Source organism: Streptomyces sp. NPDC053513, from assembly GCF_044544765.1.
GTDB lineage: Bacteria > Actinomycetota > Actinomycetes > Streptomycetales > Streptomycetaceae > Streptomyces > Streptomyces litmocidini.
Genome location: NZ_JBITXP010000009.1, coordinates 241,443 through 256,836 on the forward strand (window position 1 = coordinate 241,443; position 15,394 = coordinate 256,836).

Below are 15,394 nucleotides of genomic sequence, written 5' to 3' on the forward strand. Positions count from 1 at the left end.
GTGGGGAAGGGGACTCCCAGTAGACCTTATGCGGAGTGAAGTCCTTTTTGTCTCACCATCGGACCGCGCCCGGACCGCCATCGGAGCACCGCCCACCGGGGAGGTCCTTCGGGAGTTCCTCCGGGGGTTCGCCGGGTGCCCCGGCCCGATCGGCAGGACACCCCCAGGGGGACCGGAAGGTCCCGCCTGGCCCTACTTTCCGGGCACCCCTAGAACGCCCCCCGCTCCATCCGGGCCAGCGCCGCCCGGCACAGGGTCAGCAGCTTCTCGTCGAGGTGGATGCCGTGGGTGCCGGAGCCGCCCTCGCGGGCGTTGTGGCGGCGCCTGCGGGTGAGCTCGGTGAGGACGACCAGCTGCGCCTGCGAGGCCGCCGGACCCATCTCCGCCAGACACTCGGCGATGTCCACGCGCGCGTGCCGGTTCTCCTCCCAGGCCGCGAGCAGCACCGGGAGCGACGCCGACGCCTCGCCGGACACCCGCCACAGCGCCGCCGCGCTGCGGACCCGCACCCACAGGTCCCGCGAGACCAGGCCGGGTCGCAGGGCCGGGGCCGCCGAGGCCGCCGCCGGGCCGATCTCGCCGAGGGCCTGCGCGGCGGCGCACCAGTCCGCGCCGGGCGTGCCCGGCCGCAGCCACCGCTCCAGTGCCGGCAGCACGTCCCCCCGGTCGCCTTCGGCCGCCCACAGGGCCCGCGCCGCCGCAGTGGCGACGGAGGCCGACTCGGCGGCCAGGAGTCTTCGCATGTCCGGTACGGCCTCCCGGGCGGCGGGCCCGAAGGCGGCCAGGGTCCGCAGGGCGGCCTCCCGCACCCAGTCGCGCCGGTTCGCCGGCGCCTCGCGCAGGATCCGCAGCACCTCCGGCAGGGCCTGGGTGCCCCGCACGGCCGCCAGGGCGTACAGCAGCGGCGCCGCCCGGTCGTACAGCCGCTCGTCGAACTCGACCTCGGCGAGCCGGCGCCGGAGCAGCGGGGCGAGCATCGCCGCGGAGGGCCCGAGTCCGTCCACGGCGTACAGCAGCTCGCGCCGCACCTCGGCCCCCTCCAGGGCGCGGGCGAGCAGCGGGACCGCGCGGGTGTCCCCGGCGCGGGCCAGCGCGAGCAGCGCCCCGTCCCGCCCGGACCGCCCGACGAAGGGACTCTGCCCGGCGGCACGGGGGGACCCGCCGGGTCCTGCGGAGCCCGGTCCCGTGGCACCCGGTCCCGCGGCGCCCGGTCCCGCGGCGAGGCGGGAGGCGAGCGCGTCGGCGGCGGGCGCGCCCAGTTCGAAGAGCCGCTCCAGGAAGGACGTGGCCGCCTCCCGGAGCCGGGGCTCCGGGTCCTGGAGCTGGGCGCCGACGAGCCGGACGACCTCCTCGTACCGCCCGCGCCAGACCCGTATCAAACCGCCGCACAGCCAGATCGCGTCCGAGCGCTGCCCCCAGTCGGGGCTGCGCAGCTGCGCGAGGATCAGCGCGATCCGGTCGTCGACCCGGTCGTCGAGCGCGGCGTGCAGGGTCCGCAGCAGCTCCTCGGTCCACGGGGCGGGCCGGCCCGCGGCGTGCTCCTCCAGGAGCTCGCGGACCTGCCCGATGAGGGTCGGCGTCGCGGCCCGCTCGCCGCCGGGGGAGGCCGCCCGGTTCGCCGAGGTCCTGATCTCCTCCAGGAGCCCCGTCACCCACGGCACGACATCGTCCGGAATGTCACCGGGCGCGCAGCGCGCCCGCTGCGCGAGGGCCGCGAGCCGGAGCCCGGGGTCCTGGGCGGCGCGGGCGAGCCAGTCGAGCCAGTCGACGGTCTCGGCGCGCAGCGAGGCGTGCCGCAGGGCGATCCGCCCGACGGCTGCCACCAGCGCGAGCCGCACCTCGGTGTCGCGCTCGACGGTGAGGCGCTCCCGCAGCAGGGTCAGCACCCGGGCGGGCTCGGGGTGCAGCGAGGCGAGCGCGCACGGGGCGGCGAGCCGCACCTCGGGGTCGGGGTCCGAGACGAGACCGAGGAAGACGTCGGCACCGGCGGCGATGGCGGCGGCGGCCATCGCGTAGTTGGCGGCGGGGATGAACTCCTCCTCGTCGGAGCCGAGTTCGTCCAGTTCCTCCTCGTCGTCGAGCTCGATCCCGCCGATGCTGGTGAGCAGCTCGACGATGCAGCCCCGGTCCTGGACGGCGGGGTCGGCGACGAGTTCGAGGAGGAAGGGGATGCAGGCGAGCGTCGAGTCGTACACGTCGCCCTGGTGGTGCACCGCGCCGTACATGCCGTCGAGGGCGGTCTCCCGCTCCGCGGGGTCGGCGGAGGCGAGTCCGCGGAGGAGCTCCGGCACGTCGTCCGCGGGGCCGTACGCGTGCCCCAGCGAGGCCCAGTCGACCTCCTCGATCCCCGTCAGCATTGCCAGGCCGCCTTCCCCGTGAGCGCTGTGCCAGGCAGCAAGTGTGCACCACAGAAGGGACAACAAAGCCGAACCGGCGACACCTGCCGTGCAGGGAGCGCCTGTTGCGGTCTCTTTGCGCCATGTACGGTGCGGAGCAAGGCAGTTGCGGTCGGTGTCCGTACGGGTGACACGCCGAGCCGGTGCGAAGGGGCAGGGCTGCCGGGCGGGACCCGCCCCCCTCGCCCGCCCTTCCGGCGGGACGCGGACGAGCACCGCCGCCGGTGAGCCGTACGCCCGGCGCCGGGGCCGCGCGGGCGGGCCCGACGAGGGTGAGCAGCAGGACGTCGCTCGTGTCCGCACGCCGGATCCCGCGTCGGACCCGGGCGGAGGCCGCCCGGCAGGGCGAGCCGCACCCGTTCGCGACGGCGCCCCGAGCGGCTCCGACCGGTCGCGGAGCGGCGGCTCGCACCCGCCGAAGGCGACGCACGGGACGGGCCGGGGCCCGGGTCGGGGGACGGCCCCCGCCCGCTCGGGTGCGGAGAACGGCGCCATGGGGGCCCCGTACGGCCCCAGACGTGGCGCGATGTCGCCCATGGGGCGGGCGGGCGGAGCGGATTGGTCAGGGCCTGAGGAGTCCCACCGGAGAAACGGCCCCGCAAGCGCGGGGCTGCGCAGCCGCACATCCCGAAGCGTCACCACCCGCGGGAGACCCCACCCGCGGGGGACCCCACCCGCGGGAGGCCCCACCCGCAGTCGTCACCACCCACAGGAGCCCCCACCCACAGGAGACTCCACCGCTCAACCCGACAACCGCCCCGGAGGCACACGCAGTCCCCGAAAAGCCCCAGAGGACCCCAACTCCCCCGGCGCCCCCTCCAGGGGACCCCAGGCTGCCCGAATCTGGGCAGAGAGGGGCGCCGTACCCCACGAACTCCCCGCATAACGAACAGAGTTCACCGACCTTCGGGCAACACATGGTCAAATTCTTGTTGCAGACCTGTCAAACGGGCGACTTCGCTGGCACGCTCACAGCCGCACCACCACCCCCACGATCCCCACGCTTTTCAGCGAAGGAGCCCGCGTGACCCGCCAGCAGTCTTCGTCCCGCCGTACCACCGCCCGAGCCGCCGCGCTGATCGCATCGGCCGCCATGGTCGTCGTCGGCGTCCAGACCGGCTCCGCCAACGCCGACGCCCAGCGCACGGCCGACGCCGTGGCGGTCCAGCCGGCCGGCGCCCAGCGTGCCGCCGCCATCCACGAGGCGCAGGGCGAGGCCGCCGCCACCGCCCGGGCCATCGGCCTGCAGGCCCAGGAGAAGCTGGTCGTCCGGGACGTCGTCAAGGACGCGGACGGCACCGTGCACACGCGCTACGAGCGCACCTACGCGGGCCTCCCGGTCCTCGGCGGCGACCTGGTCGTCCACCAGAAGAAGTCGGGCGCCCGCTCCACCACCAAGGCGACCTCGGCCCGCATATCCGTGGCCAGCACGACGCCCGCCGTCGAGCGCGCCGCCGCCGGCAAGGCCGCCCTCGCCTCCGCCGCCAACACGAACGAGGCCGTCTCCTCCGCCCGCAAGGTGATCTGGGCGGCCACCGGCAAGCCGGTCCTCGCCTGGGAGACCTACGTCACCGGCGTCCAGAAGGACGGCACGCCGAGCCGCCGCCAGGTCGTCACCGACGCCACGACGGGCAAGGAGCTGTTCTCCGCCGAGACGATCGAGACCGGCGTCGGCAACACCATGTACGCCGGCCAGGTCACCCTCGGCACCTCGGGCTCGTACACCCTGACCGACGCCACGCGCGGCGGCCACAAGACGTACGACCTGAAGGGCGCCACGTCCGGCCAGGGCACGCTCTTCACCAACTCCACGGACACCTGGGGCAACGGCCTCGCGAGCAACCGCGAGACGGCGGCCGCGGACGCCCACTACGGCGCGGCGGTGACCTGGGACTTCTACAAGAACGAGCTGGGCCGCCTCGGCATCCGCGGCGACGGCGTCGCCGCCTACTCCCGCGTCCACTACGGCAGCGCGTACGTCAACGCGTTCTGGGACGACTCCTGCTTCTGCATGACCTACGGCGACGGCATCAACAACACCCACCCGCTCACGTCCCTCGACGTGGCCGGCCACGAGATGTCCCACGGCCTGACCTCCTCCACCGCCAACCTCCGCTACAGCGGCGAGTCCGGCGGCCTGAACGAGGCGACCTCCGACATCCTCGGCACCTCGGTCGAGTGGTACGCCAACAACTCCGCCGACGCGGGCGACTACCTCATCGGCGAGAAGATCGACATCAACGGCAACGGCACGCCGCTCCGTTACATGGACAAGCCCAGCAAGGACGGCAGCTCCGCCGACTACTGGTCGAAGTCGGTCGGCCGCCTGAACGTCCACTACTCCTCGGGCCCGGCCAACCACTTCTTCTACCTGCTCTCCGAGGGCAGTGGCACGAAGACCGTCAACGGCGTCACCTACAACTCGCCGACCTACGACGGCTCCACGGTCACGGGCATCGGCCGCCAGGCCGCGTACAAGATCTGGTACAAGGCCCTCTCCACCTACATGACCTCCACCACCGGCTACGCGGGCGCCCGCACGGCCACCCTCTCGGCCGCCGCCGACCTCTACGGCGCCGGCAGCACCCAGTACAACGCGGTCGCCGCCGCCTGGACGGCGATCAACGTCAAGTAACCCCAGCAGGCACCGGACCCGCGCGGCACACCACGTGCCGCGCGGGTTCGCCGTTTCCGGCGGCATCCGGTGTCACCAGCCCCGCCCGGCACCCGGCGCCGAGGGCGTACACGGCTGCGGGCGCTACTTCCGGCCGGGGGTCCACTTCATGCCGAGCCGGTACGCGCGGGAGATCACGTCCTGGACGCCGGGGCCGTCCGCCGGGGTGAACCAGCGCACCTCGCGTCCGATGACGAGTTCGCCCTTCTGCCGCTTGATGAGGGCGATGGCACAGGCGTGCGCCTGCGGCGGGCACTCGTCGAGGACGACCCGGAAGCGGTCGCCGCGTTCCGAGGTCAGCGTCACCACCGCGTCGAGACCGCGGAAGTCGCCGGATCCTTCGTAGATGTAGACGAAGAGCAGGAGCTTCTGGAACTCGGCCTGGTGGTCCAGGTTGATGACGAGGTTCTCTCCCGCCTCCCGGGCCCCGGTCCGGTCGTCCGCGTCGAGGGCGACGTACGGGAAGCGGTCCACCGAGCCGAAGGCGTTCCCCAGGGCCTGGACCACGGTCTTGGAGCCGTCGGCGCAGCGGATCATGCAGCCGAGGTCGAGATCCACCTTCCTGGCCGCGGCCGATCGCATCGAGGCCCGGATCCGGCCGAACAGGCCACGGGCCTCGCCGGCCTCCCGCTGGGCGGCGGCCTGTGGCGAGGTCCAGTTGAGGTTGACCCTGATCAGCCCCGACGTCACGCCGTGCTTGTCCAGGGAGACCGCGGGGGCGGCCTTCGTGAGGTTCACGGCGGCGGGCTCGGGCATGCGGCACCTTTCCGAAGGGGGAGGGCGGTCGACGACGTTACAGGCGAGGACGGGACGCCGCATGGGAATGGCCGAGCCGGCATGACGAGGAGAGCACGCGAACCGCTGGAGACACCGCCTCGTGGGGACGGCGACGTTCCGGTGATCGCCTTCCTCGACCAGCCGGGCAAGCAGTGGACCGACTCCGGGGAGAGCCATGACGACCGCGGTCTCAAGAACCGGCCCACGGGGGACGTCCGGCGCGTCCCCGTCCCTCCCCAGCTCGTGCGCGTCTTCCGCGAGCACATCGACACCTTCGGCACCGCGGGCGACGGGCGCCTGTTCTCCGGCGAGAACGGGGGAGTGGTCTCCTCGACCTGCTACCGGGCCTGGCAGGAAGCCCGGGAGCCCACCCTCCCGCCGGCCGTCAGGAAGTGGCGAATCGGAGGATCGAAGACCTACTGCGGGAGTACGGGTGATCAAGCGGGGAGGCTTGTCAGTGCGATGGCCTACGCTGCGCTTCCGTTTGGACGGTTCGCATGGGGAGGGGACAGGGTGGGCGGCAACGCGTGGACGCAGACGGGCCCGTATCGGCCTGATCTGGCGGCGGCATTCCGGCAGGCTCAGGAAGCGAGCCTGGCGGAGGACGACCACGGCTTCGGAGAGCGGTCCGTCGAGGCGCTGTGGCGCGATCCGGACTGGCACGAGTACATCTTCACCGGCGGTACGTGCACCGTGCTGGACTTCCCCGACATGATCGATGCCACGGAACGGAGCGACGGTCCGTTCATGCGGCCGTTGACCGACGGCGAAGTGCGTGCCTGGTCCCCGGACGGCCGGCCCACCTACGAGGACTGGGACGAGGCTCTCGCCACAGGGCGGTTGGAGTTCCCCGACCGCGCCCAGGGGAACTGCACGGTGCTCTACCGCGACGGCCGGCCGGACCTGATCGGCTACTGGGGAGTGACCGCCGACTAGCCGGACCGCGTCGCTTCGTCGTGAGGCCCTGGGATCCGTCCCGGGGCCTTCGTCGTCCCTGTGCTCCTACCTGGGGCGATGCCTCACGGCCTGGGCCACGTATGGGCCGCGACCGCCGTCGTACGGCGGCTCAGCACTGCACACACCTGCACATACAACAAGACCCCGTACTCAGCGTTTCCGCTGATCACGGGGTCTGTGTGGCACTTCCTGCGAAGTGCCCCCGGCAGGATTCGAACCTGCGCACACGGCTCCGGAGGGCATGGCTCAGCGGACCTGGAAGCGGTTTGTGACCTGCGCGATCGTCGAACGTCCGTCGCTGGTCTATCGAGCTCACGCGCCACTCACGCGCAGCCCTTGGGCCTCCCTGCGACAGGACCCGTCGCTCTGAGTAGGACGTCCGTTCATGAGGTGGGGTGCCGCACGCTCCCCACAGCAGACATGCCCAAACATGATGCAGAGCGCCACAGGGCGGGATTGAATGGAAGCCTGGCTCTGTATGGGAGGGGGCGGCATGCTAGCTGAAGGGCTCGCGGCCATTGCTGCGATGGGTGCCGGAGCGGTGGTACAGGCGGCAGGCACAGACGCCTGGGAAACGGTACGCGATCGCGTAAGCAGACTCTTTGGGGCAAGTCAAGAGCGCACAGTGAGTGAGTCACTTGACCATACTTCGGCCACACTGCAACTAGCAGTTCCTGACGAAGAACGTGAACGCGAGATGGCGCTACAAGCGGCCTTCTGGCGACTTAGGTTCGAGGAGCTGCTTGCCAGCAGCGAGGGCGACCAACTGCAAGCAACAGCATCCCAGTTGTTGGCCCTAGGCGAGGGTTCGGGACAAACATTCAAGCCCGGCAACACGTTCACTGGGAGTGTCTCAGTTAGGGCAGATAGAGGGTCAGTTGCAGGTGTCGTTTTCGAAGGCAACGTTCATATTGAAAACCCTCGCTCGCCGGGCCGGTCTCAGGGCTGACCGCTTCCGGGTTGCATAGCCCATCAGTTAACGCGGATACTTCTATCTATGCGTCCGATGGCGGTCTAGCTATCGGAAATATCCAGAACTTCCACGCGCCGCAGCCGGCCCCGAGTGTCTCGTGGCCTCATCAGGTGGGAGTTGTTCCACTCGAAGCTCATTGCTTCGAACCGAGGCTAACTCTGAATTCGCTTTCTGTGGGCTCCACGAAAATTCTTTCTGGCATGGGTGGGGTGGGTAAAACCCAACTGGCGGCTAGGTTCGCACGCTCTGCCCAGGACAGCGGAAGAACTGATCTACTTGTTTGGGTAAGTGCAGTCAACCGTGATGCGATCGAGCTCGCTTATGCGCAAGCAGCGCGCGATGTCTGCGCCGTTACGGAAGAAAACCCTCGCCAAGCGGCGCAAATGTTTATTGCCTGGCTGCAAATGACTGAGCGATCCTGTCTCATCATCCTTGATGACGTGGCTGATCCAGCGGATATGCGAGGGCTCTGGCCGCCATCCCGTCCCCAATGTCAAGTGGTGGTTACCACGCGGCGTCGAGACTCTGCGCTTCAAGGTCAGGGGAGAGAGCTGGTAGAAGTTGGGGTCTTCACTGAAAGAGAGTCCGTTTCGTATCTGGTGAGGAAGCTTAATGCGCACGGTTGCCAAGATCGAGAGGACGAGATTCTAAATCTCGCGGTAGACCTCGGGCACTTGCCGTTGGCGCTTTCTCAAGCCGCTTCCTATATTGCTGACCAGGGCTTGAAGGTTTCCCGCTATAGGGAACTTCTGGCGGATCGGCGTAGAGTCTTGTCGGAGCTGGTCCCAGATGAGAGCAGCTTGCCGGACGATCACGAGGAGGTTTTAGCTGCAGTTTGGGACCTGTCCATGGCGCGAGCTGACCAGTTGTGGCCAGAGGGAATATCTCGTTACCTCTTGGCCCTCGCTTCGGTGATGAATCCAAATGGGATTCCCGATGCGGTGCTCATGAGTGAACCTGCCCGCTCATACCTGGGAATTTGTAAGTATTTGATGTATGAGCCAGAGGGGTCGCTTGAGGTCGACGTGCCTGACCTCTCTGAAGAAGAGGTACTGGCTTCTTTACGCTCTCTGCATCGTCTAAGCCTGGTAAGCCACTCTCCGTATGAAAAGCATGGCATGGTGCGAGTCCACCCACTCGTGCAGCGTGTGGCGCGAGAGTCTGTAGACGATGCCCATCAGGGGGAGTTGGCGTTCTTCGCATCGCTCTGCATCCTGTCGTCGTGGTCGCGTAACCCAGGAGAGCGGGAGCTGCGGCACGTACTACGTGGAAATATTGATGCACTTTCATCCGTAGCTTTTGATTTGGTCTGGAAGGTCGAAGCTTACGACGTCCTGTTTCATGGTGCAGACAGCTATGGGGATGCAGGAATGTACTCCACCGCAATTTCCCAGTGGCGTAGACTTTGGGAAACGGCCGCAGAGATCCTTGGCCCGGATCACCCGGACACGCTGAAGTGTCTTCGCCGGATCGGTTCGTGGCAGTCGAAGGACAGAGACTTCGATAGCGCTGCTGATACGCTTACGAAAGCATATTCGGACCTGCTGAGGATCGAAGGGGCGAACCATGTCGAAACCCTAGGGGCGCGAGGCGAATTGGCGCAAATGTTGGGGGCGCATGGAGAGTACGAAGGCGCTGCGCGCGTGTTTGAGGAAATCCTTGAATGCTTGCTTGAGAGCCATGATCCTACTCATATGTTGGTAATCGATGCGAAATGCCAGATCGCGCACTGGCGCGCAAGGGGTGGGGATTTCGAGGGAGGGATTCAGGCTCTGGAGGGAATCCTTGCAGACTTGCCTTCGTCGATTGATGCAAACGGTGATTTCGCCTGTACGATTCGGCATAACCTGGCTGGACTGCGGGCGGATTCTGGCGACGCAATAGGGGCGATCGCCGATTTGGAAGCACTGCTCGAAGTGGAGCTTTTGAATTTAGGGGAAAATCATCCAGATGTGCTAGTTACGCGGCACAATCTTGCATATTTTCATGGTCGGGTTGGAGACCGGGGCCGTGCAATCGCCGAGGCTCAGGCGGTTCTTATTTTGCGTGAGAAGATCTCCGGAGTGGGACACCCAGCCACAGAGAATACCCGGCACCTGCTTTCCCGTCTGATGGCAGGAGAGCTTGACGACTGAGTAACAGCAGAGCTCGCTGTGTTCTGTGGCAGTTTGAATCGGACAGGCCGGCCAGGGCACCTCCGCATTGTCCGGATTCATGCTGCTGGTCAGCGGCCTAACCGGATGGCCGGACGGTCGGGGCACTCCTTCTGGGGAGTCTGGCGTGCGAAGCTGGAACGCGACCCCGGTTGAAGGAGGAATGCGTGTCGAGCCCCAGCCCGCGTGGGACGTATCAGGTGATCTCGCAGGTGCTGCGTGAGCGGATTGCTGCTGGTGACTACACGGATGGGTTGCCCTCCGAGGCAGAGATCGGGCGGGAGTTCGGCGTCGCGCGTACGACCGTGCGGCGCGCGCTGCGTGCCCTCGAAGAAGCCGGGTCCATCAAGACCGTGGCTGGCGTTGGACGTGCGGTGGCCGGAGGTGCCGATTCTCCGCCGTATGAGCGGATCATGAACGACCTGTTGGTGCAGATCCGGAGTGGGGAGCTGCCCGCCGGCGCGCGGCTGCCTAGCGAGACAGTGCTCGCCGAGACGTACGCGGTTGCCCGCGGGACCGTGCGCCGCGCAGTGCGCGAACTAGAGACCTCTGGGTACGTCGAGGCTCGGCACGGCGTGGGGCGGTTCGTTCGCTCCTCCTCCTGAAACCTGAAAATTGAACTCCTGGTTCTGACTCTCTCGGAGGCGCTGGACATGCAGTTGGTTAAGTGGGCCCATGATCTCGCCGAGTCACTGCTTGCTGAGGCTCTGCCGCAGCGGTGGGCTCATTCCCAGCGGGTCTACGAACAGGCTCTTGTGCTGGGTCCAGCGCTTGGTGCCGACGCCGAGTTGTTGGCCGCCGCGGCCATCTCGCACGACGTCGGGTACGCCGAGCAAGCGGTGGACACTGGTCAGCACATGATCGACGGCGCCCGATATCTGCGGGACGTGGTGGGAGCCAACCCACGGCTTTGCAGCATCGTCGCCTTCCACACCTCTTCGCCATGGGAGGCGTCGGAGCTCGGGCTTGAAGAGGCACTTGCCGAGTTCGGTCCCGCCGAACCTGAGCTGGTGGACGCGATCACGTACTGCGACCTGACCAGCAGCCCGGTCGGCGAACTGGTTGATCCGGCTCACAGGCTTGCGGAGGTGCTGGAGCGCTACGGACCCGAGCACGTGGTCTTCCGGGCGGTTTCGGCGGCCCGGCCAGAACTGTTGGAGAGGGTCGCACGTGTGCGAGACCGGAAGGCTGAGGCTGCGGCGGCACGGCTCAGCTGATCACGGGGATCGGCGCATTTCGGAAGCCTTCCTCCAGGCGCCGGCGCGTGGCCGGAGAGACGTCGAGGGCGTCCAGCTCGGACCGTGGAACCCACCGCACCGCGAAGGACTCCGAGCTCACCTTGATCTCACCCCCGACCGGTCGGGCCCGAAAGCAGAGTGAGAACTCCTGGCGGACCTCCCCATCCGCGAAGGCGATGACATGGCCCGGGTCAGTGAAGATGCCGACCAGGCCAACCACCTTCACCTGAATCCCTGTCTCCTCCAGGACCTCACGCACGACCGTCCCGGCGATGTTCTCGCCGATCTCTTGGACGCCACCCGGCATGCCCCAACGGCCATTGTCGGAACGCCGTTCGAGGAGGACCTCGCCGACGTCGTTCACTACGAAGGCTGTCACTGCCGGGACGATGCTGTTCGCCTTCGGGGCAGCGGGGTCATTGAAGTAGTCAGTGCGGCGACTCATGAGGTCCTTTCGATGGGGAGGGCTTCCTCCCACACCTTCTCGAAGCTCTGCTGGTACGTCGAGACCAGCTCGGCCCCGGCTACACGGCGCAGATGCAGGACCGGGGCCATAGGTGCGCTGACCCCGTAGACCTGAGTGTTGACGAGCCACTCATCATCCGAGCGGTACAGGGAGTTGTGGAGCGTCGACCGGTGCATCCGGAACTCGATCTCAGGTACTGAGTAGAGCGGGCGGTAGAGCTTCATCACCTCGCGGACCTTGTAGGCGACGCCCTCTCCGATCTCCTCTTCTTGGCCCCGGCGCTGGATCTCGGGGCTATCGGGATCGCCCAGCAGAATGCGTGCACGGACGCCGGAAGCCGCCTTCAGCCGGAGCAACTGGGACCATCGGGGATTCTCGGCGAGGAACACGCCGGCGTGGACGAGCACGCCTATCTCGCGCTCGGCCCGGCCGAACAACTCCAACCACAGCTCCGGCGGGACGTATGAGCGATGTGGGTAGACCTTGAGGACCTCGGCGTCAGCTGCATCTTTACGCTGACCGTCGGGGAGGCCGTTCGGCCAGAGGTACGCCTCGTCCTCACGTAGGTAAGCCGCTATTGCGAGGCGATGGCGTCGGTACGGGGACCGCCCTTGGGAGATCCATCGCTCCACCGTCTTGGGGTCCACGCCTATGTGTCCCGCCATGGCATCGACCGTGATGCCGCGAGTCAGCATCGCCGACCTTAACCGCTCGTTCGCCATCCCAACCCCCAGGGACGTCCAGGGACGTACTCGACTCCCCGAACGCTATCGAGGACGTCCCAAGTCGTCCAGGGACGTGGTGACTTCGTCCCGAGGGGTCGGGCCACTCTGATGTCACGCCCCAGGAGGGCCCGATAGCAGCGAAGGACTTGACAGCCGCAATCGGGCGCCCCATTGTGAGATACACGTTCAAGCGTGTATCTCATGTGGAGCGAGGGACGGTTCCGACTGTCCTGACCTGCACTGACGTGCGCCCGGAGGACCCGAGAGGGCTCGAAGGAAGTGCTCGTTCCTTGACAACTGAATGAGGATTACGCCGCCTCTCCTCGGCCAAGTAGGCGGCCACGCGGACTCCGCGTGAAGAACAGCGCCACCCCATCCCTCCGCGGTTTCCGCCGCGGCCGGTTGCCTCCCTCGCCCGTCCGGGCCCCACATGGGGTGCCGTACGGGCGAGGCCGAGGGGAGCCGGAGCATTCCGACCCCACCGCACCGGAGCGGCTGCCTCTCACCACGGACCGAGGCCGCACCGGTGCCCCTTCGACAGAAGCAGGAGCGATCAGCCATGCGTACGTACATCGGCGGCCATCAGGCCGTCAGCACCAACGACTTCGTGGAACTCGCCCTCGGCACCCCGGTGGAACTGTGGCTCGGGGTGGAGGGCGAGAGCGAGGAGGAGCGCGCGGCCCGTCTGGACGCGGCGCGGGACATCCTCGCGGACAACCCGAACCTGCCGGACGAGGTGAGCCGAGTCGCCGCCGAGGCGATCGAGGCGTTCGCGCCGGAGCTGTTCAACGTCCTCCCGTTGGTACGGCCGGCGGCCCGCCGCTCCCGTTCCCGGAAGGGAGCGGCGGCATGAGCGCCAGGGTGCCCTGGGGCCCGGAGCTGGTTCTCGTCTGGCTCGGCTCGCTGATCGCGGTGGGCAGCGCCGCCGGAGCTGTTGCGGACCATCAGGCGTGGCTGTTCGCCGCGGCGGTTCTCGGGTTCCTCATCCAGCACATCGGCTGGGCGGTTCGGAACCGGAAGCTCTTCGGCGGTGCGCGATGACGACCGCGATCACCAACGAGCGGTCGGCGGTGCCGCCGCTGACGCGTCCGGAGATGGGCCTCGCCGGTATCGGCGCGCTCGCCGCGGCCGGCGTCGGAGCACTCGGGCTCATCTCCTCCTTCGACGCCGTATCGGCCGCTGCCCTGCGGTGGGGATTCGGCGAACCGTGGATGCTGCCGGTCGGCATCGACGTGGCCATTCCGGTGTTCACGGTGGCCAACCTCCTGCTGATCCGGATGGACATGGCCCTCGCATGGGTGCGGTTCGTCCCCTGGGTCCTGACCCTGATCACCTGCGGCCTGAACGTGGCCGCCGGGCACGGCATGTGGGCCAAGCTCGCGCACGGCACAATGCCGCTGCTGTGGGTGGTGTTCTCCGAGATCGGCGCCCACATCTACGCCGTACGGATCGGGGCCGCGACCGGGCGTCGGATGGACAAGATCCGGGCCTCGCGGTGGCTGCTCGCCTTCCCCTCCACCTTCTCGCTGTGGCGCCGGATGACCCTCTGGGAAATCACCTCCTACGCCGACGCGCTCTCCCGCGAGAAGGAGCGGCAGCTCGCCCGCGCCGACCTGCGTGAGACCTACGGCTGGCGGTGGAGGTCGAAGACCCCGCGTCGCGAGCGCGTCCTCCTGCGGCTCGGGGAGCTTGCCCCCGGCGGGGCCGTGGAGGAGCCGGAGCAGGAGCCCGCCGTGCCGCCGCCGGCCGAGGAACAGGACGAGCGGAAGCCGCGCAAGCGCACCACCCGCCAGAAGCCCAACGGAGCGAAACCGCCGCGTTCGGCGGCGGAGCTGCTGGCCGAGGCCCGCGAGCTGACCGCCGACTGGCCGCTGGCGGGGATCAACGCCGAAGCGATCCGGACCGCGCTGCACTGCTCGGCAGCGAACTCTCGCGTTCTGCGGGACGAGTTGCTCGCCGAACGAGCCAGTCGCCCGGAGCTCCACTCCGTCGAGACGAAGGACGGCAGCGACACGGACGAGTCCGCCGAGACGGCCGAGGAGGTCGCCGCATGAACACGCTCGCCACGATCCTCGCCGCTACCGGCCCGCTCGCGGCCGGATGGTCCGGCCACGTGCTGTGGCTGCGCCGTCGGCTCCGCACTGCCCGTCGTGACCCGTTGACCGGGCTGCGGACCCGTGAGGGCTTCACTCGCCGGGCCGCCGCGCTCCTGCGCGACGACAGGGCGGTGGTCGTCCTCGCGGACGTCGACCACTTCAAGCAGATCAACGACCGTCAGGGCCACGCGGCCGGCGACGCCCTCTTGAAGGCCACCGCCGACCGCCTCGCCCACTACGTCGGCCCGAACGGTGTCGCCGGGCGCCTCGGCGGCGACGAGTTCGCGGCCGTCGTCCTGGACACCGACGGCACCGTCGCGGACCTACTCGCCGTCCTTCACGGGGTACTGGCCCGCCCCGCCGACAAGGCCAACCCGCACGTGTCCACCACGGTGTCCCTCGGCTGGGTCCGCGCCGCCGACTTCCCCGGTGAGGACCTCTCCGCGCTCCTCGGCCGGGCCGATGAGGCCATGTACACGGCCAAGCAGAGCCGCGCCGGGATCAAGGGAGCCCGGCTGGGTCGGCTGCTCTCGGCGGTCACCGGCCGCCGGTCGGGACGCCGAGGTGCCCCGACCGGGGCACCGGCGGTGGGGGCGGCGGCATGACGCCGGGCCCGCTCGCCGCCGCCGACCTCTTCCACACCGTGATGGAGGCTGCACAGCACCGCTGCCAGTGCGCCGGCGCATGCGGACAGCCTCATACGAAGGGCGAGGGGCGCTGCACCCGCGAGCACGGCCGCCACGCGGGCAAGCACAGCGGCCCAATCCGCCTCATGGCCGCCGCGGCCGACCCGCTGACCACCGAGCTCGCCGCCGCGACCCTGCCCGCGAGCGAGCTGCGCGCCTGGTGCCCGCCCTGCTTCACCGCCGCCCACCGGGCCGCCCAGCGCACCGCCGTGGCGCCCGGCGACGACCAGGGCGGCCTGTTCGACCTGTGAGT

At 68.7% G+C, this 15,394-nt stretch carries 14 protein-coding genes; 10 read left to right on the forward strand and 4 right to left on the reverse strand.

Annotation, left to right across the window (positions count from 1 at the left end):
• Positions 1–209: 209 nt before the first annotated feature.
• Entirely contained in the window at positions 210–2,357 is a 2,148-nt protein-coding gene (locus ACIGW4_RS18315) for a PBS lyase (RefSeq protein ID WP_399581493.1), read from the reverse strand.
• A gap of 1,063 nt (positions 2,358–3,420) precedes the next feature.
• Between ACIGW4_RS18315 and ACIGW4_RS18320 the strand changes: the two genes are divergently transcribed.
• On the forward strand, positions 3,421–5,031 hold the full coding sequence (locus ACIGW4_RS18320; RefSeq protein ID WP_398707446.1) for a M4 family metallopeptidase: 1,611 nt from the start codon (positions 3,421–3,423) through the stop codon (positions 5,029–5,031).
• 123 nt (positions 5,032–5,154) lie between these two features.
• On the opposite strand, the gene ACIGW4_RS18325 is transcribed toward ACIGW4_RS18320, so the two are convergent.
• Positions 5,155–5,826, reverse strand: coding sequence for a hypothetical protein (locus tag ACIGW4_RS18325; protein WP_399581496.1), 672 nt, complete (start codon positions 5,824–5,826; stop codon positions 5,155–5,157).
• Between the two features lie 141 nt (positions 5,827–5,967).
• On the opposite strand from ACIGW4_RS18325, the gene ACIGW4_RS18330 reads away from it, so the two are divergent.
• The 4 genes from ACIGW4_RS18330 (at position 5,968) to ACIGW4_RS18345 (ending at position 11,147) form a co-directional block, all read left to right on the forward strand.
• Entirely contained in the window at positions 5,968–6,783 is an 816-nt protein-coding gene (locus tag ACIGW4_RS18330; protein WP_399581499.1) for a hypothetical protein, read from the forward strand.
• Between the two features lie 1,104 nt (positions 6,784–7,887).
• Complete coding sequence (locus tag ACIGW4_RS18335; RefSeq protein WP_399581502.1) at positions 7,888–9,912, forward strand: tetratricopeptide repeat protein; 2,025 nt, start codon at positions 7,888–7,890, stop codon at positions 9,910–9,912.
• Positions 9,913–10,097: 185 nt separating this feature from the next.
• Positions 10,098–10,535 (forward strand): GntR family transcriptional regulator, encoded by a 438-nt coding sequence (locus tag ACIGW4_RS18340; protein WP_399581505.1) that lies wholly within the window; start codon positions 10,098–10,100, stop codon positions 10,533–10,535.
• A 48-nt stretch (positions 10,536–10,583) separates the two neighbouring features.
• Entirely contained in the window at positions 10,584–11,147 is a 564-nt protein-coding gene (locus ACIGW4_RS18345) for an HD domain-containing protein (RefSeq protein ID WP_399581506.1), read from the forward strand.
• Here ACIGW4_RS18345 and ACIGW4_RS18350 read toward each other — a convergent pair.
• Both ACIGW4_RS18350 and ACIGW4_RS18355 read right to left on the reverse strand, forming a co-directional pair.
• Positions 11,140–11,613: an NUDIX domain-containing protein gene (locus ACIGW4_RS18350; RefSeq protein ID WP_399581507.1), complete on the reverse strand. Its 474-nt coding sequence runs from the start codon at positions 11,611–11,613 to the stop codon at positions 11,140–11,142. The two genes, ACIGW4_RS18345 and ACIGW4_RS18350, sit on opposite strands and share 8 nt — an antisense overlap.
• Complete coding sequence (locus tag ACIGW4_RS18355) at positions 11,610–12,356, reverse strand: XRE family transcriptional regulator (RefSeq protein ID WP_399581509.1); 747 nt, start codon at positions 12,354–12,356, stop codon at positions 11,610–11,612. The genes ACIGW4_RS18350 and ACIGW4_RS18355 overlap by 4 nt, the downstream gene beginning before the upstream one ends.
• A gap of 562 nt (positions 12,357–12,918) precedes the next feature.
• Here ACIGW4_RS18355 and ACIGW4_RS18360 point away from each other — a divergent pair.
• From ACIGW4_RS18360 to ACIGW4_RS18380, 5 genes are read left to right on the forward strand one after another with little or no spacing between them, the layout of a single operon-like run.
• The gene (locus ACIGW4_RS18360; protein WP_399581511.1) at positions 12,919–13,212 is read left to right on the forward strand and encodes a hypothetical protein; all 294 of its coding nucleotides are present in this window, start codon (positions 12,919–12,921) and stop codon (positions 13,210–13,212) included.
• Positions 13,209–13,400 carry a hypothetical protein gene (locus tag ACIGW4_RS18365; protein ID WP_399581512.1) on the forward strand — a complete coding sequence of 64 codons (192 nt, stop codon included), beginning with the start codon at positions 13,209–13,211 and terminating at the stop codon, positions 13,398–13,400. Before ACIGW4_RS18360 ends, ACIGW4_RS18365 begins: the two co-directional genes overlap by 4 nt.
• Positions 13,397–14,413 carry a DUF2637 domain-containing protein gene (locus tag ACIGW4_RS18370; RefSeq protein ID WP_399581515.1) on the forward strand — a complete coding sequence of 339 codons (1,017 nt, stop codon included), beginning with the start codon at positions 13,397–13,399 and terminating at the stop codon, positions 14,411–14,413. Before ACIGW4_RS18365 ends, ACIGW4_RS18370 begins: the two co-directional genes overlap by 4 nt.
• A complete protein-coding gene (locus tag ACIGW4_RS18375; protein WP_399581518.1) occupies positions 14,410–15,060 on the forward strand; it encodes a GGDEF domain-containing protein in 651 nt (216 codons plus the stop codon). The genes ACIGW4_RS18370 and ACIGW4_RS18375 overlap by 4 nt, the downstream gene beginning before the upstream one ends.
• Positions 15,057–15,392, forward strand: a complete 336-nt coding sequence (locus ACIGW4_RS18380) for a hypothetical protein (RefSeq protein WP_399581521.1) — start codon at positions 15,057–15,059, stop codon at positions 15,390–15,392. The genes ACIGW4_RS18375 and ACIGW4_RS18380 overlap by 4 nt, the downstream gene beginning before the upstream one ends.
• Positions 15,393–15,394: the final 2 nt, after the last annotated feature.